The sequence below is a fragment of the Lentzea californiensis genome, assembly GCF_024648825.1.
GTDB classification, from domain to species: domain Bacteria; phylum Actinomycetota; class Actinomycetes; order Mycobacteriales; family Pseudonocardiaceae; genus Lentzea; species Lentzea californiensis.
Map to the genome: position 1 here is coordinate 1,785,759 of NZ_JANBBE010000001.1, position 17,662 is coordinate 1,803,420.

The window sequence follows — 17,662 nt, forward strand, 5'->3', positions numbered from 1 at the left end:
AGGACTGGATGCGAATCGTGGCCGGGTTGGCTGTCGTGGCGATGTTGGTCGCCGGAACAAGCACCGCACAGGCGGACACGCTCGACTACGTGGCGTTGGGGGACTCGGCGGCGGCCGGGCCGCTGATCCCGAACCAGGACCCTGCGCTGTGGTGCCTGCGCAGCAGCAACGACAACTACCCGCAGGTCGCCGCGAAGCTCCTGAACGCGAAGCTCACCGACGTCACCTGTTCCGGGGCGAAGACGGAAGACTTCGCCGGGCGGCAGTTCGGGTTCGTGGCGCCGCAGTACGACGCGCTGAAGTCCACCACGGACCTGGTGTCGATCACCATCGGCGGCAACGACGTGGGGCTCGTGCAGACCGCGCTCGGCTGCATCAACCTCCTGCCGGAACCCGTCGGGCTCTCCTGCAAGGCACGGCTCACGGCCGGCGGTGACCAGGTCGCCGCGGCCATCGCCCAGTGGGCACCGGAGTTCGGCGCGGCCCTCGACGAGGTCAAGCGGCGGGCACCGCACGCGAAGGTCCTCGTCACCGGCTACGGCACCTACATCCGGCCCGGCGGCTGCTACCCGGTCCAGCCGATCTGGGCCCGCGACGCCGACTACCTGCAGGGATCGGTGAACCTGCTCAGCGCGACGGCCAAGGCCGAGGCCGAGAAGCGCGGTGCGACCTACGTCGACCTCGCGGCCGTCAGCGTCGGGCACGACACGTGCGCCAAGCCCGCCGACCGGTACCTGGAGGGCCTGGTCCCGACGACGATCGCGGCGCCGTTGCACCCGAACGCGGCGGGCATGGCGGCGTTCGGCAAGGCAGTCGCCCAGGCCGTGCGGTGATCGGTTTGCTGCTTGCGGCGGGGCTCGTCGCGACGACCCCGCTGCCGGTCACCTACAACTCGCTGCCCGCCGTGGCGATGACGATCTCGGAACCGGGTGCCGCACCTCCGGGGGCCAACGAGTGGAGCTGTCACAGCACGAAGAGGCCGGTCGTGCTGCTGCACGGCACGCACGTGAACATGACGCTCAACTGGAACGCCTTGGCGCCGTTGCTGAAGAACAACGGCTACTGCGTCTTCGCGCTGAACTACGGCGGCCTGCGGTCCGGCCAGGTCGGTGGCACCGAACCGATCGAGGAGTCGGGGCTCGAACTGGCCGAGTTCGTGGAGCGGGTGCGGATGGCGACCGGAGCGTCCGAAGTGGACCTGGTCGGTCACTCGCAGGGCGGCCTGCTCGCGCAGTACTACGTGAAGTTCCTCGGTGGCGCGGCGAAGGTGCACGACGTCGTCGGGCTCGCGCCGACGAGCCACGGGTCGGACGCCGCGGGCCTCGACCGGTGGATCTGGTCGCTGCTGCAGGTGTTCCCGGCGCTGCGCGGGCTGGTGGACGCCACCGATCCCGCCGCGCTGCAACAACTGCGCGGCTCGCCGTTCATGGAGCTGATGAACAGCACTCCCGACACCGTGCCGGGCGTGCGGTACACGACGATCGCCACCCGGTACGACGGCATCGTCACGCCGTACCGGTCGCAGTTCCTCGACGGCGGTCGCAACGTCGTCGTGCAGGACCTGTGCGTCAACGACTTCGTCGACCACCTGGCACTGGCTTTCGACCACGTGGCGTTGCGGGAGGTCCTCAACGCGCTCGACCCGCCGAGCGCGCGGGCGCCGGACTGCTCACGGCCGGTCCTGCCGCTGACCGGTGGCTGACCTGGCCGCCAGAGCGGCCGTGAGCAGGGTGACGTGCTCGATCCGGGTGGGGTCGAGCCCGGTCAGCTCGGCCACCCGCCGCAGCCGGTAGTCCACGGTGTTCGGGTGCACGTGCAGTTCGGTCGCGGCAGGACGCCGGGACCCCCGCCGCAGGTAGACCTCCAGCGTCTGCACCAGCTCCTCGGTCAGCGGTGCCACGATCCCCGCGAGCGGACCGAGTGCCGCGCTCGGCCGGGACAGCTGGTACTCCAGCAGCACGTCGGTGAGCCGGTACAGGCCCGGACCCGACCGCACCGCGACGTCGAGCACCTCGCGCGCGAGCCTGGCGGCGGCCGCGACCCCGGAGGGTGGGGCCGCGACCGCCGCCACGGTCAACGCCACCCCGGTCGCCCTCGTCACGTCCGACAGGACCTGCTCCACGCGGGAGTCGTCGCCGGGCACCAGCGCGAGACCGCCGGCAGGGGTGAGCGAGGACAGCACGGGCTCACGGCTGTGCCGCTCCAGTTCGGTGCGCAGCCTGCGGAGCTTGCGCCGTGCGGCGACCGCGGCGTCCACCCCGTCGGTGAGCTCGTCGGGGTGTGGCGGCACGTGCATGGCCAGCACGACCACCGGCCAGTCCGCGACGCGCGTGCCGTCGAGCAGGCCGGTCAGCAACGAGTGCCGGGCCGACCGCTCGTCGTCGAACATCGTCTGCCGCTCGTCGAGGTAGCCGGCACTCACGACCGGCGTCACGACCTGGAGGTAGCGCATGGCCAGGGCGTTGAGCGCCAGCACCTCGCCGACCTCCTCGGGCCGTGCCTCGGGCACCAGCACGTCCCAGACCACCTGGATGCCCACGTGGTACGCCGTCAGCACGACGTCGATGGGCACACCCTCCTCGGCGCGCCGTGCCGCCGACTCGCGCAGGAACCTCAGCTCCTCCGGCGCCGGCAGCTCGCGGGTGCGCAGCACCTCGGCGAACGCCCGCAGCGTCCCCTCGATGACGCGGGCGATGTCGCCGGACAGCTCCTCGGCGGGCAGCTGCTGGTAGGCGGGCACCCGCTCGGTGATCTTCGCGAGCACGAGCCGCACGAACGACGGCAGCTCGGCCACGATCCGCTCGGCCAGCGGGCGGCCACCGATGATGAAGGACATCCGGTGATTGTGGCCGATCTACAGCTCGATCACCGTGCCGTCCAACGGGACCTCGACACCGGCCTCACGCAGCTTCGCCGATTCCGGCGAGGACGGGTCGAGCACCGGGTTGGTGTTGTTGAGGTGCGTGTAGATCCGCCGCACCCCCGAAAACCGCCGCAGCTCGAGCAGGCTCGCCGTGATCGGCAGGTGGCCCATCGCGGCCTGGCCGGACGAGCTGCCGGTCGCCGATCCCATCTCCGAGGCCGCGTAGAAGGTGCCGTCGAGCAGCAGGCAGTCGGCACCGGCCACCACCTCGTCGAACCCGGCGGGCCACGACGCGAGGCAGGGCGCGTACACCAGCACGCCGCCGGAAACGGGATCCTCGAAGCGGTAGGCGACCACCCAATGGCCGTCTACAGTGGACGAACGGGCGTACTTCGGGCGCTTGCCGCTGATCGGGATCGCTGAGACCCGCAGCCCAGCGACCTCGAAGGTCTCGTCGACCTGACGCCACGCCACCGGCGCGTAGCCGTCGATCACGGTGCGCAGGTCGAACTGGTCCTTCAACGCGTGCAGGACCGTGCCCGGCGCCCACACCGTCAGGCCCGCGCCGCCGCGCAACGTCAGAAGTCCCAGCGTGTGGTCGAGCTCGGCGTCCGTGAACAGGGCGCCGCGCAACGGCGTGTCACGCGCTCCAGGACCGGGGTTCAGCAACGAACACGAGGCGATCTGCGTCCGGATGTCCGGGGAGGCGTTGACCAGCCACCAGTCGGTGCCGTTGCCGGTGATCGCCAGGCAGTCCTGGGACCGCGAGGGCAGTGAGCCGGAACGGGCGCGCACGCACAGCGGGCAGGCACAGTTCCACTGCGGGAAACCGCCCCCCGCCGTCGTGCCGAGCAGGACCGCCTTCACCGCATCTTCCGCATCGCCATCGCGAGCACCTCGGACGGCGCCATCTCGGTCTCCAGGATCAGGTCCACAGTGGACCGCTCGGGCGACAGGGAGCAGACGGGATCGGTCGCGGCGGCGTCACCCGTCAGCTGGAACGCCTGGCAGCGGCACCCACCGAAGTCGATCTCCTTGCGCGGGCACGAGCGGCACGGGTCCTGCATCCACTCGAAGCCGCGGAAGGCGTTGAACGACGGCGAGTGGTGCCAGATGTCGTGCAACGAGGAGTCGCGCACATTCTCGATCTCCAGCGACGAGATCACCGTGGCGGCGGGGCAGGGCAGCACGTCACCGTTCGGCGCCACCGTCAGCTGCCGCGCGCCCCACCCGTACATGCAGGGTTTCGGGTGGGCCTCGTGGTAGTCCGCGATGACGTAGACGATCTCCATCCGGCCGCGCAGGCGTTCCTGCGCCGCGGCCACTATCGGGTCGGCGACGGCGAGCTGGGCTCGGGTCGGCAGCAGCACCGCGCGGTTGCGCAGGGCCCAGCCGTAGTACTGGGTGTTGGCGAGCTCCAGGCGCTCGGCGCCCATCTGCTCCGCCATCGCGATGATGCCGGCGACGTTGTCGAGGTTCTGCCGGTGCAGCACCGTGTTCACGGTCAGCGGCAGACCCTCGGCGAGCACGTGGGCCGCGGCCTCCACCTTCCGGTCGAACGCCTTGATGCCCGCGATCCGGTCGTTGCCCGCCCGTGTCGCGTCCTGCAGGGAAAGCTGCACGTGGTCGACACCCGCGGCGGCCAGTGACCGCAACCGGTCCCGCGAGAGACCGACCCCCGAGGTGACCAGGTTGACGTAGCAGCCGAGGCTGTTCGCGTGCGCCACCAGTTCCGGCAGATCGGGCCGCAGCAACGGTTCGCCACCGGACAGGTGGATCTGCAACGCACCGAGCGACCGTGCCTGGTCGAATACCCGCCGCCAGTCCTCGGTCGGCAGTTCGGCGTCGCGGCGGACCAGCTCCAGCGGGTTCGAGCAGTAACCGCACTGCAACGGGCACCGGTGCGTGAGCTCGGCCAGCAGGCCGAAAGGTGCCTCAGCCATCGACGTCCACCACCCTTCGTTCGACCATGCGGGCGATGAGCGAAGCGATGTCGCCGGGCTCGACGCCGTCGTACTCGCCGGCCAGCGCCACGGCGATGTCACCGACGGATCGAACGCCGTCACAAAGCGCCACAACGGAAGCCGCGGTCTCGTTCAGCACCAGCACGCCCTCGGGGAACAGCACCACGTGCGCGGAACGGATCTGGTCGTAGGCGCACTTCACGCCGCGCCGGATCCGCGGCACGGCGTCCAGCGCGACGGCCGTCGTCATGGCTTGCCCTTGCCCGCGTAGTAGTCGACAGCGTCCAGCACGGCCCGCAGCACGTCGCACTTGAACGACAGCGCGGACACCGCGGCCAGCTGCTGCTCGCGGGTGGTCGAGTGCTCGACCACGATGTCCAAAGTGGCCCGTCCCTCACCGGCGACCGCCTGGATCCGGTCGGTGAAGTAGGCGAAGCCCTCCTCGGCGATCCACGGGTACTGCTCCCGCAGCGCCGCCAAACGCTTGCGCATCAACGCACCCGAGAACATCTCGGTGAGGCCGGAGGCGATGCCGACGACCCACGGTCGCGTGCGCGCGAAGTTCACGTAGGCGTCGACGGCGAAGCGCGTGCCGGGCAGCACGTGGCGTTCGTCGAGCACCTCCTCCCGCGTCAGCCCGACGGCCTCCGCGAGGCGGATCCAGTTCTCCGCGCCGCCTTCACCCGGCCGGGTGCCGTCGTGCCAGATGATCCGCTCACGCCACTGACGGCGAATTTCCGGCAGCGGGCAGTTGGAGAGGATCGCGGCGTCCTTCTGCGCGATGCAACGCTGGTAGTACCAGCGGTTCGCGGCCCACGCCTGCAGCTCGTGCTTGCTGAGCTGGCCGGCGTGCATGCGCAGGTGGAACGGGTGGCTGTCCCAGTACCGGGGTGCGAGGGCACGCAGCTCGGCGACGAACTCCGCGGGGGCGACGGCAGACATGGGCGGGAACTCCTCCAGGAACGCGCGCGGGGCCGGGGTTCCCGGCAGCCTGCCAGGAACCCCGGCGCGATGCCTGACGTCAGCTGCGGGCCGCGTAGGCGGTGACCTCCATCGGCGTCTCGAAGTCGCGGAAGTCGGGCTTGACCCACTCGCGCCTGACCTCGGGCAGCTTCGTCTCGCTGGTGGTGACGGCAACGTTCATGGCGCAACTCCTCGGGTGTCCGGCCCGCATGCCCGAATGGGCGTGCAAGCGCTTTCCGTTGGGGCGCGGCGGCGCCCCACACGGTAAGTCTTCCGGGTCGCCGAGGTCCAGACCGTCCACGAAGTTACCCGAAAACATCGGAGGGAAATCGGCTTGTTTCACCTCCGCGACAGCCGGGAATACCGGAACCTCCGACCACTGTTGCGGGTCACCGCGATCTGTGATTGCGTGAACACGCCCTGCAACGCCGCCGCCGCAGACCCCTACGAGCGGACCCGAAGGAGAGCACACATGCGTGCTCGTCGTATCGCAGCAGTGGCAGCCTGCACTGCCCTTGCCGCTTCCCTCTGCGCACTGCCCGCGTCGGCACAGGACGATCCCTCGGTCCTCGCCGAACGGACACTCGCCACGAGGCTGGACATCCCGTGGGACATCGAGTTCCTGCCGGACGGCAGCGGCATCTTCACCGAGCGGGACACCAGGAAGATCAAGAAGATCACGGGCACCACGGTGACCGAACTCGACACGGTGGAACAGGCCCAGCTGACCGGCGGTGAGGGCGGCCTGCTCGGCCTCGCCGTGTCGAAGACCTTCGCGACCGACAACTCGGTCTTCATCTACTACTCGACGGCCAGCGACAACCGCGTCGCCAAGCTCCCGCTCGGTGGCACGCCGCAGCCGATCGTCACCGGGATCCCCAAGAACCGCTACCACAACGGCGGCGGTCTCGAATGGGGTCCGGACGGCTTCCTGTGGGCCACCACGGGCGACGGCCAGAACACGGCCTTCGCGCAGGACTGGAACTCGCTGGGCGGCAAGGTCCTGCGCTTCGACGAGACGGGCAAGCCCGCCGCCGGCAACCCCCGCGCCGGCAGCGTCGTCTACTCGATCGGTCACCGCAACGTCCAGGGCATCACGTGGATCGGCAACACCGCGTACGCCACCGAGTTCGGCAACAGCAGGACCGACGAGGTCAACCGGATCGAGGCCGGCAAGAACTACGGCTGGCCGACGTGTGAGGGCAACTGCAACACCGCGGGTATGACCAACCCGGTCAAGACGTGGTCCACCAGCCAGGCCGGCCCGACCGGCATCGCGTTCTACAAGAACGCCCTGTACGTCGGCGCCGTCACCGGCAAGCGCGTCTGGAAGATCCCGGTGAACGGCACCACGCTCGGCACCCCGCAGGCGGTGTTCACGAGCTACGGCCGCGTGCGCGCGGTGGCTCCGGCGCCGGACGGCACGCTGTGGCTGGGCACGTCCAACCAGGACGCCAACGGCTCACCCGGCGCGAACGACGACCGGATCATCTCGACCGACGGCTAGATCCACCCAATCGTGTCTTGCTGCGACGCCACGCGGGGACCTTGCGTACCCCATGACGGTACGCGGGGTCCCCGCGTGGCGTCGGCAAACACGGATGGGTCACCTAGTTGCGAGCAGCGGGCATCCGGCGGAGCTGGTCCAGCACCGCCGGGTCCTGCAGCTGCATCCACTGGATCACCTCGGTGTAGGTGGCGCACACCGTCTCCGGCTTGTCGCACACGTACTCCATGAACTGCTCCATCGCCGTCGAGAACGCGTTGCCGTTCCACTCGTTGAAGTGGTTGCCGACGACGATCGGCGCGCGGTTGCCGTTCAACGCGGCCTGGTGCACCGACTTGTAGGTGTCGAGGACGATCTGGGCGAAGTCGGCCGCGCGGTGGGGTTCGTCCTTCGCCTGGTTGAGCGAGTACCAGAGGTTGAAGTCCATCATGACGACCTGCTTGCCCAGCGCGGGAACACGGACCTCGGGCATCGGGAACTCGTACAGTCCGTTCTGGACGGTCGGCCACTGCACGCCGAGGGCGACCTTGCTGGTGTCGTAGACGAGCCCGTTCGCGGCCATCGCCGGGAAGGCCTGGTCCCAGTTGCCTTCCAGGCACGGCGTCCGTCCACCCCGGACGGCGTCGGCGGGCAGGTTGAGCCCGGCGGCGCGGGACCTGTCGACGATCTGCTTGAACTGGGCGAGCTCCGCGTTCCAGGCCGCGGTGTCCCACTTGTCGACCGACGGCTGGGTGCCGTTCGAGCAGAAGTGGCCGTTGTAGTGCGTGCCGATCTCGTGGCCGTCGGCGATCACCTGGTTCAGGTAGCCGATCCGGGAGGTGACGTCCTGCCTGGTGCCGCCGAAGTCGATGTCGGACAGGCCGCGCTTGAGGCCCGCCGGCGGCTGGTACTGGCTCTTGTCCGGGTCCGCCAGCATGTAGACGCCGGACAGCAGACCCGTCACGTGCGCGTTCTTGGACTTCGCGATCGGCAGGACCTTGTCCCAGTGCTGCTTCGACACCGCGCCGTCGAACGAGAAGAGCACGAACTGCGGTGGCTTCTCACCCGGCGTCAGCTTGTGCATCCACGGCTGCTTGCGCACCTGCTCGGGCGTGGCTGCGGGGACCGTCGGCGTCGGTCCCGCGTCCTTGGGAGCGGGCAGCCGTGGTGCCATCGGCAACGGGCCGGAGTCCGCCTGGTTCGCCGGGCCCTCGTGAGACCCCAGCGTCATCACCACCGCCAGAACCAGTCCCAGAGCAAGGCCCGTGGTCAACCATCCCCACCGTTTCACACCTTAGGAGACGACTGATTACCCGAACGGGTTGCGCGAGGTGCGCGATTGGTCACTGAACGGGTTCGGCGATGACCACTCGGTTCGCTTCGTACCCCTGCTGACCGCCCACCCACGTGCCACCGCAGGTGACCAACACGAGCCGGTGCGGCCCACGCGGCCCGAAGAACTCGACGGCGCGCGCCGGGAGCTCCTCCTTGCGGATGGTCTCGATCTGCCGGATGCGGAACTTGAACTCCTTGCCCGCGCTGTCGGCGATCACGACCTCACGGCCGTTCTGCGCCTGCCACAGCTCCGCGAACGGGCCCTTCGCGCCCTTCCAGTCGACGTGCCCGGCCAGCACCGTCGCCCCCTCGGCGCCCGCGATCTCGGTGCCCCACCAGGTGGCCTCACCGATGCCGTCGGGCACCGGCAGCACGCCGTCCTCGACCTCCTTGCGCACCAGCGTCGCCGAACCGCCCGCGGGCAGCCGGACCGAGCCCGGACCGGCCTTGGGCGGCGCGGGCTGTTGCTGCTGCGGTTGCTGCCGAGTGGGGTCGGCGGGCTTGGCGTTGGCCGTGTTCGCACCGCCGATCAACCCGGTGAGGTCGGGACCGCGGCCGGTGCTCAGGCTGTCCGCGACCGGCCCCGGTCCCACCACCGGGATCTCGTCCGCGACCGCGCGTCCGGGGAGGACGTCGGTCTCGGACGTGGTGACCAGCACGCTGGCGGCGGCCACACCCGCCACCAGCGCACCGGTCAGGAAAGCCTTGGGACTCACTGCCTGCGCCACACCAGCAAGCCTGCCAGCGCCGCGCCGAGCAGCACCAGGCCACCCACCGCCAGCATCAGCCCAGGACGCAGCGCCATGTCGAACGACGCGGTGGCCACCGGCGTCTGACCGTCCGCGCCGGCGGGGATCGTGCTCGGCACGACCGGCTTGTTCGGCTTGTTCACCAGTTCGAGCGCGAGCGTCTGACCCGCCGCAAGGGTGCCGCACGCGGACGGCGGCGCCTTCGGGTCGAAGAACTCCTCATACCCCTTGGGGGCGGCCACCTCGACGAGGCAGATCTCCTGCGGCGTGCGCAGGTCCGGCACCTCGACCGTGCCGTCGGGGCCGGTCTGCAGCACCAGCGGCTTGCCGTCCGTGCCGAGAAGGTCGGTGTCGTCCTGCTTCTTCGCCGCCGACGTCTGGTCCTTGGCGGTGACGCGCAGCGCGACGCCCGGGATGGACTTCTTCGTCTCGGAGTCGATCTTCGTGATCTTCACGGCGCCGGGAGCGGTCTTGGCCTGGCCGTTCGCGGTGGCGTTCAGCTTCTTCTCGCCACCGGTCGTGACCATGCGCTGCATGTTCTCCGTCTGGATCGGGAAGTGCACGACGGGCCGGTCGGCGGGGGAGTCCGCGACGGCCGCGATCGAGGGCTTCGGACCGGTCGCGATGATCTTCACCGTCGCCGGCTGCCCGTCGGCGCCCGTGGTGGCCGTGCCGCTGGTCTTGCCGTCGGCCAGCGTGGCGTCGGTCAGGGTGAAGTTGATCGGCGCGTTCGTGACGCCCTTGTCGTTGGCCTTGAGCAGCGCGAGCTTCCAGGCCGACTCGGTGCCGATGATCAGCGGTTCCTTCGGCGCGGTCGCGCTGAGCGTCCACGGGCCGCGGTTCGCCTCGGCGTCGGCCTTCATGCGCGCGACGGCGTCCAGGACCGGCGCGGGGAGCCGCGCGGCGTAGAAGGGCGCGTCGTAGGCGAGGAACTTCGGGTCGGTCGTGTCGAGCCGCACCGCGCCGTCGGGCACCGACGTCCAGCTGTGCAGCAGGTGCGCGAGGGCGGCGGCCTCCTCCGGCGACTTGGTCGTGGAGTAGCGCAGCAGCAGGTACGAGATGTTCGCCGCGACGCCGGCGTCGAGCTTCTTGCCGGCCTTGGTCAGCAGCTCGTCGCCCTCGCGGTAACCGACACCGCTGTCGGGCGCGGGCAGTGCGTACTGCACGCACCACACCTGCTTGTCCTGCCAGATGTATGACCCGTGCCACTCGCTCCCCGGTGTGGCGTTGGGCTGGAGCCCTGACGCGTTGTGGCCGATGCCCTTGACGCCGACCGCTGACGCCGTCGCGGGAACGGTCAGGAGCGCGAGCCCCGAGACCATCGCCACGGCGGCCAGACGTTTCCAGCCCATTTGGATCTTGATCCCCTCTGACCTGCGGATTATCCCGCGTGCGAGCTTGTCGGTCCCCCACACCGGGGACAAGCCGCCACGAGGGGGAAGTCTCTCGCTACTCTGCGTGTGAACGTGATCGGAATGTGACGCGGCTTACGCGGTTCGGGGCGGACACGCCGCGACACGCCGTAGTCGTATAACGCTCTGGAGTTGGCGCAGTATTTGCGCACGTGTGATCGTCGTCGGGGGTAAAGTCGCCTTTACCGATGGGGAACATGGCACCGAGCGTGCTCGTTGAACCCAGTGACGGCGTAAAGCAACGCCACAGGAGGATCAGGTGCGCTCGAGCAGCAACCCGGCCTTCCGCAACCTGCCGACCGGCGGCGGGTACGGAGGCTACGCAGGCTTCGGCCAGCCAGAGCAGGCTGGCTACCAGCAGGCCCCGCCGCCGCTGACCAGCGAGCGGCCGATGACGATCGACGACGTCGTCACCAAGACGGGCATCACGCTCGCGCTGGTGGCCACGACGGCCGTCATCACGTACCTCATGAAGGCGTGGGGTCTGCTGTTCCCCGCGGCGATCATCGGTCTGGTGCTCGCCCTCGTCATCATGTTCAAGAAGATGCCGAGCCCGCCGCTCGTCCTCGCCTACGCCGCCGTCGAAGGTGTCTTCCTCGGCGCGTTCAGCGGGATCATCGGCAACATGGTCGACCGCATGACCGGCAACCCCGGTCAGGGTGTCGTGATGATCGGTCAGGCCATCATCGGCACGCTCGGCGTGTTCTTCGGAATGCTCGTCGTCTACAAGACGGGTGCGATCCGCGTCACGCCGAAGTTCACCAAGTGGATCGTCGGCGCGATCATCGGCGTCGGCATCCTCATGCTCTTCAACCTGGTCATGAGCTTCTTCACCGACGGCGGCCTCGGCCTCCGCAGCGGTGGCCCGCTCGCGATCATCTTCAGCCTCGTCTGCATCGGCCTCGCGGCGTTCAGCTTCCTGATCGACTTCGACGCCGCCGACCAGGCGATCCGCGCCGGCGTGCCGGCCAAGTTCGCGTGGCAGATCGCGTTCGGTCTCACGGTCACCCTGGTGTGGCTGTACACCGAGATCCTGCGCCTGCTGTCGTACTTCAACTCGGACTGACGCTTCGGGTGTGCTGGAGGGGCGTTCCGCTGCGGCGGGGCGCCCCTTCGGCGTTCGGGATGACGATCAGGAATTCGACTTCTGGGGGAATCGCGGTGGACTCCGCATATCAACTGGTCATGGAACCGCCGTCGGTCGACGACTACCTGCGGTTGCGCAAGGAATCCGGACTTAGTGAACGAACTCGCGAAGAAGCCGAGAACGGCATCAACGGCGCATGGGCCTGCGCAATCGTCATTCACGTGGAATCGGGTGAAACCGCGGGCATGGGCCGAGTGCTCGGCGACGGCGGCTGGTACTTCGTCATCATCGACATGGCGGTGCTGCCCGAGCATCAGCGCAAAGGCATCGGCGACGCGATCATGACCGCCCTGCTGGCGAGGATCTACGAATCCTCTCCAGGCGCTCAGGTCAGTCTGCTCGCCGATCCGCCCGGCCGTCGCCTCTACGCACGACATGGCTTCGTGGAGAGCGCACCGGGCTCGATCGGGATGTGGCGGCGCTAAGCCCGCCAGCGCACGTCCGGCAGTTCGGTGCCCACCTTGATCAGGCAGTCCATGCAGAGAGCACCCGCCTGCGCGCGCGACACCCGTTCGTCGGGCACCGAATGCTCGCAGACGGCCTCGTAAAAGCTGCGCGGACCATCGGCTTGGTCGAGCGGGAAAGCATGGCATTGCAGGTCATATTCGCTTTGCCACCACACGTAGGGCATGTCCGACCCCTCCTTGCTCATCGGTAGGGACGGACTTCCCCTCGCCTGATGACGCCATTGCGCGATGATTCATCTCATCGGCAGGAAGGGCGCAGGCAAGTAGCTCCGTTCGGGTGATACGGAGCCACTTGCAAGCGTCAATTTGCAGATCTTGAGCGAAAGATCAGCTCAAGCGCTCGATGACCATCGCCATGCCCTGACCGCCGCCGACGCACATCGTTTCCAGACCGAACTGCTTGTCGTGGAACTGCAGCGAATTGATCAGGGTCGTGGTGATGCGGGCGCCGGTCATGCCGAACGGGTGGCCGACCGCGATGGCGCCGCCGTTCACGTTCAGGCGGTCGAGGTCGATCCCGAGGTCCTGGTAGGACGGGATGACCTGGGCGGCGAACGCCTCGTTGATCTCCACGAGGTCGATGTCGGAGACCGACAGGCCCGCCAGCGCCAGCGCGCGCTTCGACGCCTCGACCGGGCCGAGGCCCATGATCTCGGGGGACAGGCCGGAGACGCCGGTCGACACGATCCGGGCCAGCGGCGTGAGGCCGAGCTCGCGGGCCTTCGTGTCGGACATGATCACGAGGGCCGCGGCGCCGTCGTTCAGCGCGCAGCAGTTGCCGGCGTTGATGCGGCCGTCGGGACGGAAGACGGGCTTGAGCTGGGACACGGCCTCGTAGGTGACGCCGGCGCGCGGGCCGTCGTCGGTCGAGACCACGGTGCCGTCGGGCAGCGTGACCGGCGTGATCTCGCGGGCCCAGAAGCCGTCGGCGATGGCCTTCTCGGCGAGGTTCTGCGAGCGGACGCCGAACTCGTCCATCTCCTGGCGCGAGACGCCCTTGAGCAGAGCCAGGTTCTCGGCGGTCTGGCCCATCGGGATGTAGACGTCCGGCACGACGTCGACCGAACGCGGGTCCACCCACTCCGAGGCGCCGGCCTGGGCGACGGAGGCGGTGCGCGCCTCGGCCTCGCCGAACAGCGGGTTGTGCGTGTCCGGCCACGAGTCGGAGCTGCCCTTGGCGAACCGCGACACGGTCTCGACGCCGGCGCTGATGAACACGTCGCCCTCGCCCGCCTTGATGGCGTGCAGGGCCATGCGCGTGGTCTGCAGCGACGAAGCGCAGTACCGGGTCACCGTGGTGCCGGGCAGGTTGTCGTACCCCAGCAGCACGGCGACGATGCGCGCCATGTTGAAGCCCTGCTCACCGCCGGGCAGGCCGCAGCCGAGCATCAGGTCGTCGATCTGCGCGGGGTCGAGCTGCGGCACCTTGTCCAGTGCCGCGCGGATCATCCGCGCCACCAGGTCGTCGGGCCGAACGTCCTTCAGCGAACCCTTGCCCGCACGGCCGATGGGGGAGCGGGCGGCGGAGACGATCACGGCCTCAGGCATCACGAAACTCCTCGTTGAGAGTCAAGGTTGCCTTCGAGCCTAGTTAACGCCCGCTCACCACGGCCAGCGCGAGTGACGAGAATTCCGAAACTCAAGCGTGCCGCTTCTGTAGCCACGCCGGCACGCGGGACGGCCGCACCGCCAGCGCCGCCGCGGACGGCATCCGCACGGCAGGGGCGACCCAACCCGGCCACAGCCCCGCCACCTGGCACAACGGCGCCAGCAGCGCGCCGGCCGCGGCCTCGTAGCCGATCGCGCTGGGGTGGAAGCGGTCCGAGCTGAACATGTCGGTGTGCCGTGCCATGAACTCCGGCGCCAGGAGGTTCCCCAGCGGCACCGGCACGCCACCCGCCCGGCGCACCGCGGCGGTCTGCGCGGCCGCGAGACGCAGGCTGTACCGGCGCCCGATCATCCGCAACGGCTGGGGGATCGGCCGCACGATCCCGAGATCGGGACACGTGCCGACGACCACGCCGCAGCCGACCGCGCGCAGCCTGCCCACCTGCTCCGCCAGCAACCGGGCCGACTCGGCGGTGCCCAGCCGCGACGTGACGTCGTTCGCACCGACGATGATCAACGCGACCTCGGGCACGTCCCGCACGGCCGCGTCGACCTGCGGCACCAGGTCACGCGTGGTCGAGCCGCTGATCGCGTACGTCGACAGGCGCACCGGCCGGCCGGCCTCCTCGGCCAGCGCCTCGGCCAGCAACACGCCCGGCATCTGCGAGGGATGGGTCACACCGACACCCACCGCCATCGAGTCGCCGAGCACCGCCAGGCGCACCGGCTCACCGCCGTCGTCGAGGTACACGCCGTCCGGCGCGGGCCAGAGGTGCTCCAGCACACCGATGGCCGCGCGAGCACGTCGTCCCTGCTCAGTGAGCAGACCGGCCATCGCGCCCGAGAGACCCCCGAGCGTCACGGCGGTCATCGCCACCGCTCGCAGCGTCCGCAGTCCGATCATCCGCGTCACCCCCTTCCCACCGGAATCGTCGGCCTCGCCGTTCGAATCAACCTCTGCCGCGACTAGAGCTACGCTTCGTCCCGCTATCTCGGAGAGTGGGAGCAGGGGAGTAGATACCGGTGGAGTACGTCGAGCACGTCGTCGATCTGGTCGGCAACACGCCGCTGGTCAAGCTCAACTCCCTGACCACGGGGATCAAGGCCACGGTGCTGGCCAAGGTGGAGTACCTGAACCCCGGCGGCAGCGTGAAGGACCGCATCGCGCTGCGGATGGTCGAGGCCGCCGAGAAGTCCGGTGAGCTGCGGCCCGGCGGCACGATCGTCGAGCCGACCTCCGGCAACACGGGCGTCGGCCTCGCGCTGGTCGCCCAGCGCAAGGGCTACAAGTGCGTCTTCGTGTGCCCGGACAAGGTCAGCGAGGACAAGCGCAACGTCCTCAAGGCCTACGGCGCCGAGGTCGTGGTGTGCCCGACCGCCGTCGCGCCCGAGCACCCGGACTCCTACTACAACGTCTCGGACCGGCTCGTCCGCGAGATCCCCGGCGCGTGGAAGCCCGACCAGTACTCCAACCCCGAGAACCCGGCGAGCCACTACCACCAGACCGGCCCCGAGATCTGGCGCCAGACCGCCGGCAAGATCACGCACTTCGTCGCGGGCGTCGGCACCGGCGGCACGATCTCCGGCACCGGCCGCTACCTCAAGGAGATCTCGGACGGCGCCGTGAAGGTCATCGGCGCGGACCCGGAAGGCTCCGTCTACTCCGGCGGCACCGGCCGCCCGTACCTGGTCGAAGGCGTCGGCGAGGACTTCTGGCCCGAGGCGTACGACAAGACCATCTGCGACCAGATCGTCGAGGTCTCGGACGCGGACTCGTTCGACACCACCCGCCGCCTCGCCCGCGAGGAAGGCCTGCTCGTCGGCGGTTCCTGCGGCATGGCGGCCGCCGCGGCGCTGCGCATCGCGAAGGACCTGCCCGAGGACGCCGTCGTCGTCGTGATCCTCCCGGACGGCGGCCGCGGCTACCTGTCCAAGGTCTTCAACGACCGCTGGATGGCGTCCTACGGCTTCCTCCCGCCCGACTCGACCGGCGCGACCGTCGGCGACGTGCTGCGCCGCAAGGGCGGCATGCTCCCCGACCTCGTGCACGCGCACCCCAACGAGACCGTGGGCGACGCCGTCGCGATCCTGCGCGAGTTCGGTGTCTCGCAGATGCCCGTCGTCAACGCCGAACCGCCGATCATGGCGGCCGAGGTCGCCGGCGCGGTCAACGAACGCGACCTGCTCGACGCCCTGTTCACCGGCAAGGCCCAGCTGTCCGACCGCCTCGACAAGCACATGTCGCCGCCGCTGCCGACGCTCGGCGCCGGTGAGCCGGTCGGCATCGCCATGAACGCGCTCTCGAACGCCGACGCCGCCCTCGTCCTGGAGGACGGAAAGCCCGCCGGAGTCGTCACCCGACAGGACATTCTGGGGTTCTTGGCTGGTCGCTGAGCGTAGAAGCCGGTGCGTCCGATAGCGTGACGCCCCAGATCAACACCTGTCTCACTCGTACACGGCCCAGCCAAGGGGGTTGGAAACCGGATGAACGCTCCGCAGCCGCCAGGAAATCCGTTCGGCGGTCAGCCGCAGGAGCCCAACGCGGACGCAACGCAGATCGTCCCGGGGGGTGGCCAGCCGTCCGCGGCGAACCCGAACCCGGACGCGACGCAGGTCGTCTCGCCAGGGCAGTCTCCTGCCGCACCGCAGCAGAACGCGGACGCCACCCAGGTCGTCAGCCCCGGTCAGGTGCCGCCCGCCTCGGGTGGTTTCCCGGCACAGGGACCCGGCTCCGGCGGGTTCCCCGCCCAGCCGCCGGCCTACGGCGCTCCGCAGCAGCAGCCCTACGGTGCTCCGCAGCAGCCTTACGGCGCTCCGCAGTCCAACCCGTACGGCCAGCCGCAACAGCCGCAGCAGCCCTACGGTGCTCCGCAGCAGCCTTACGGGGCCCCGCAGTCGAACCCGTACGGCCAGCCGCAGCAGCAGGCCTACGGCCAGCCCGGCGGTTACGGCCAGCCCGCCTACGGAATGGCCCCGCAGCCCCCGACCGGCTACGCCGAGTGGGGCTCGCGCGCGGTCGCAGGTCTGATCGACTACGGCATTCCCGGCGTCGTCGGCTGGCTGGTCGTGTTCGTGGTCGGCATGATCGGCGCCTCGACCGGTGACCCGGACACCGCGGGCATCCTCAGCCTGGTCGCGCTCCTCGTCGGCTACGGCGGCATGTTCGGTTTCCTGATCTGGAACACCGTCCTGCGCGGTGGCTCCACGGGGCAGTCGCTCGGCAAGAAGGTCGCGAAGATCAAGGTGATCAAGGAGGACACGCAGCAGCCACCCGGCGGTGGCGTCGCGTTCCTCCGACTGCTGGTCAACTACGCGTTCGGCCTGCTCTGCGGCATCGGCGCACTGATCAACTACCTGTCGCCGTTGTGGAACCAGCCGAAGAAGGACACCTACTCCGACAAGATCTGCGGCACTGTCGTGATCAACTGGCCGGAGACGGGTTCCTACGGCGGCGGTCAGCAGCCGGGCTACGGCCAGCCGAACACCGGCGGCTACCCGCAGCAGCCCGGCACCGGCGGCTACCCGCAGCAGCAGCCCCCGCAGCAGGGCGGCTACGGCCAGCCCCCGCAGCAGGGCTACGGCGGTCAGCAGCAGGGCTGGTAAAGCCCAAGGCACCACCTCGACCAGCCCCCGGCCACCTCGGCCGGGGGCTGGTCCGTTTTCACTGC

General features: G+C 69.5%; 19 protein-coding genes. 7 read left to right on the forward strand and 12 right to left on the reverse strand.

Features of this window, described 5'->3' with window-relative positions:
- Positions 1-8 precede the first annotated feature (8 nt).
- Together LX88_RS09235 and LX88_RS09240 are read left to right on the forward strand one after the other, a co-directional pair.
- Positions 9-833: an SGNH/GDSL hydrolase family protein gene (locus tag LX88_RS09235; RefSeq protein ID WP_258947316.1), complete on the forward strand. Its 825-nt coding sequence runs from the start codon at positions 9-11 to the stop codon at positions 831-833.
- Positions 834-838: 5 nt separating this feature from the next.
- On the forward strand, positions 839-1,702 hold the full coding sequence (locus LX88_RS09240; RefSeq protein WP_258947317.1) for an esterase/lipase family protein: 864 nt from the start codon (positions 839-841) through the stop codon (positions 1,700-1,702).
- Here LX88_RS09240 and LX88_RS09245 read toward each other — a convergent pair.
- The 6 genes from LX88_RS09245 to pqqA form a co-directional block, all read right to left on the reverse strand.
- On the reverse strand, positions 1,670-2,836 hold the full coding sequence (locus tag LX88_RS09245; RefSeq protein WP_258947318.1) for a PucR family transcriptional regulator: 1,167 nt from the start codon (positions 2,834-2,836) through the stop codon (positions 1,670-1,672). The genes LX88_RS09240 and LX88_RS09245 overlap by 33 nt on opposite strands.
- A gap of 18 nt (positions 2,837-2,854) precedes the next feature.
- Positions 2,855-3,730 carry a pyrroloquinoline quinone biosynthesis protein PqqB gene (gene pqqB, locus LX88_RS09250; RefSeq protein WP_258947319.1) on the reverse strand — a complete coding sequence of 292 codons (876 nt, stop codon included), beginning with the start codon at positions 3,728-3,730 and terminating at the stop codon, positions 2,855-2,857.
- Positions 3,727-4,806 (reverse strand): pyrroloquinoline quinone biosynthesis protein PqqE, encoded by a 1,080-nt coding sequence (gene pqqE, locus LX88_RS09255; RefSeq protein WP_258947320.1) that lies wholly within the window; start codon positions 4,804-4,806, stop codon positions 3,727-3,729. The genes pqqB and pqqE overlap by 4 nt, the downstream gene beginning before the upstream one ends.
- On the reverse strand, positions 4,799-5,077 hold the full coding sequence (gene pqqD / locus LX88_RS09260) for a pyrroloquinoline quinone biosynthesis peptide chaperone PqqD (protein ID WP_258947321.1): 279 nt from the start codon (positions 5,075-5,077) through the stop codon (positions 4,799-4,801). Before pqqD ends, pqqE begins: the two co-directional genes overlap by 8 nt.
- On the reverse strand, positions 5,074-5,769 hold the full coding sequence (gene pqqC / locus LX88_RS09265; RefSeq protein WP_258947322.1) for a pyrroloquinoline-quinone synthase PqqC: 696 nt from the start codon (positions 5,767-5,769) through the stop codon (positions 5,074-5,076). Before pqqC ends, pqqD begins: the two co-directional genes overlap by 4 nt.
- 79 nt (positions 5,770-5,848) lie before the next feature.
- On the reverse strand, positions 5,849-5,971 hold the full coding sequence (gene pqqA / locus LX88_RS09270; RefSeq protein ID WP_114773677.1) for a pyrroloquinoline quinone precursor peptide PqqA: 123 nt from the start codon (positions 5,969-5,971) through the stop codon (positions 5,849-5,851).
- Positions 5,972-6,262: 291 nt separating this feature from the next.
- Between pqqA and LX88_RS09275 the strand changes: the two genes are divergently transcribed.
- Positions 6,263-7,297: a PQQ-dependent sugar dehydrogenase gene (locus LX88_RS09275; RefSeq protein WP_258947323.1), complete on the forward strand. Its 1,035-nt coding sequence runs from the start codon at positions 6,263-6,265 to the stop codon at positions 7,295-7,297.
- 103 nt (positions 7,298-7,400) lie between these two features.
- On the opposite strand, the gene LX88_RS09280 is transcribed toward LX88_RS09275, so the two are convergent.
- From LX88_RS09280 to LX88_RS09290, 3 genes are all read right to left on the reverse strand, one after another.
- Positions 7,401-8,549: a polysaccharide deacetylase family protein gene (locus LX88_RS09280; protein ID WP_258947324.1), complete on the reverse strand. Its 1,149-nt coding sequence runs from the start codon at positions 8,547-8,549 to the stop codon at positions 7,401-7,403.
- 70 nt (positions 8,550-8,619) lie between these two features.
- A complete protein-coding gene (locus tag LX88_RS09285; RefSeq protein WP_258947325.1) occupies positions 8,620-9,339 on the reverse strand; it encodes a class F sortase in 720 nt (239 codons plus the stop codon).
- Complete coding sequence (locus LX88_RS09290) at positions 9,324-10,712, reverse strand: MSCRAMM family protein (RefSeq protein WP_258947326.1); 1,389 nt, start codon at positions 10,710-10,712, stop codon at positions 9,324-9,326. Before LX88_RS09290 ends, LX88_RS09285 begins: the two co-directional genes overlap by 16 nt.
- Before the next feature lie 319 nt (positions 10,713-11,031).
- On the opposite strand from LX88_RS09290, the gene LX88_RS09295 reads away from it, so the two are divergent.
- Both LX88_RS09295 and LX88_RS09300 read left to right on the forward strand, forming a co-directional pair.
- A complete protein-coding gene (locus LX88_RS09295; RefSeq protein WP_258947327.1) occupies positions 11,032-11,838 on the forward strand; it encodes a Bax inhibitor-1/YccA family protein in 807 nt (268 codons plus the stop codon).
- Between the two features lie 95 nt (positions 11,839-11,933).
- Positions 11,934-12,344 (forward strand): GNAT family N-acetyltransferase, encoded by a 411-nt coding sequence (locus LX88_RS09300; protein ID WP_258947328.1) that lies wholly within the window; start codon positions 11,934-11,936, stop codon positions 12,342-12,344.
- Here LX88_RS09300 and LX88_RS09305 read toward each other — a convergent pair.
- The 3 genes from LX88_RS09305 to LX88_RS09315 form a co-directional block, all read right to left on the reverse strand.
- Positions 12,341-12,550, reverse strand: coding sequence for a hypothetical protein (locus LX88_RS09305; RefSeq protein ID WP_258947329.1), 210 nt, complete (start codon positions 12,548-12,550; stop codon positions 12,341-12,343). The genes LX88_RS09300 and LX88_RS09305 overlap by 4 nt on opposite strands.
- A gap of 163 nt (positions 12,551-12,713) precedes the next feature.
- Positions 12,714-13,934: an acetyl-CoA C-acetyltransferase gene (locus LX88_RS09310; protein WP_258947330.1), complete on the reverse strand. Its 1,221-nt coding sequence runs from the start codon at positions 13,932-13,934 to the stop codon at positions 12,714-12,716.
- A 91-nt stretch (positions 13,935-14,025) separates the two neighbouring features.
- Positions 14,026-14,898: an SGNH/GDSL hydrolase family protein gene (locus tag LX88_RS09315; protein WP_258947331.1), complete on the reverse strand. Its 873-nt coding sequence runs from the start codon at positions 14,896-14,898 to the stop codon at positions 14,026-14,028.
- A gap of 119 nt (positions 14,899-15,017) precedes the next feature.
- Here LX88_RS09315 and LX88_RS09320 point away from each other — a divergent pair, with 119 nt between their 5' ends.
- Complete coding sequence (locus LX88_RS09320; protein WP_258947332.1) at positions 15,018-16,388, forward strand: cystathionine beta-synthase; 1,371 nt, start codon at positions 15,018-15,020, stop codon at positions 16,386-16,388.
- 90 nt (positions 16,389-16,478) lie between these two features.
- On the forward strand, positions 16,479-17,597 hold the full coding sequence (locus tag LX88_RS09325) for an RDD family protein (RefSeq protein ID WP_258947333.1): 1,119 nt from the start codon (positions 16,479-16,481) through the stop codon (positions 17,595-17,597).
- Positions 17,598-17,662: the final 65 nt, after the last annotated feature.

Excerpts from the sequence above, each read along its gene's own strand:
- LX88_RS09235 (WP_258947316.1), top strand. The coding sequence starts at position 9 with ATGCGAATCGTGGCCGGGTTGGCTGTCGTGGCGATGTTGGTCGCCGGA.
- LX88_RS09245 (WP_258947318.1), bottom strand. The coding sequence starts at position 2,836 with ATGTCCTTCATCATCGGTGGCCGCCCGCTGGCCGAGCGGATCGTGGCC.
- pqqE (WP_258947320.1), bottom strand. The coding sequence starts at position 4,806 with ATGGCTGAGGCACCTTTCGGCCTGCTGGCCGAGCTCACGCACCGGTGC.
- pqqD (WP_258947321.1), bottom strand. The coding sequence starts at position 5,077 with ATGACGACGGCCGTCGCGCTGGACGCCGTGCCGCGGATCCGGCGCGGC.
- pqqC (WP_258947322.1), bottom strand. The coding sequence starts at position 5,769 with ATGTCTGCCGTCGCCCCCGCGGAGTTCGTCGCCGAGCTGCGTGCCCTC.
- pqqA (WP_114773677.1), bottom strand. The coding sequence starts at position 5,971 with ATGAACGTTGCCGTCACCACCAGCGAGACGAAGCTGCCCGAGGTCAGG.
- LX88_RS09275 (WP_258947323.1), top strand. The coding sequence starts at position 6,263 with ATGCGTGCTCGTCGTATCGCAGCAGTGGCAGCCTGCACTGCCCTTGCC.
- LX88_RS09290 (WP_258947326.1), bottom strand. The coding sequence starts at position 10,712 with ATGGGCTGGAAACGTCTGGCCGCCGTGGCGATGGTCTCGGGGCTCGCG.
- LX88_RS09305 (WP_258947329.1), bottom strand. The coding sequence starts at position 12,550 with ATGCCCTACGTGTGGTGGCAAAGCGAATATGACCTGCAATGCCATGCT.
- LX88_RS09310 (WP_258947330.1), bottom strand. The coding sequence starts at position 13,934 with ATGCCTGAGGCCGTGATCGTCTCCGCCGCCCGCTCCCCCATCGGCCGT.
- LX88_RS09315 (WP_258947331.1), bottom strand. The coding sequence starts at position 14,898 with ATGATCGGACTGCGGACGCTGCGAGCGGTGGCGATGACCGCCGTGACG.
- LX88_RS09325 (WP_258947333.1), top strand. The coding sequence starts at position 16,479 with ATGAACGCTCCGCAGCCGCCAGGAAATCCGTTCGGCGGTCAGCCGCAG.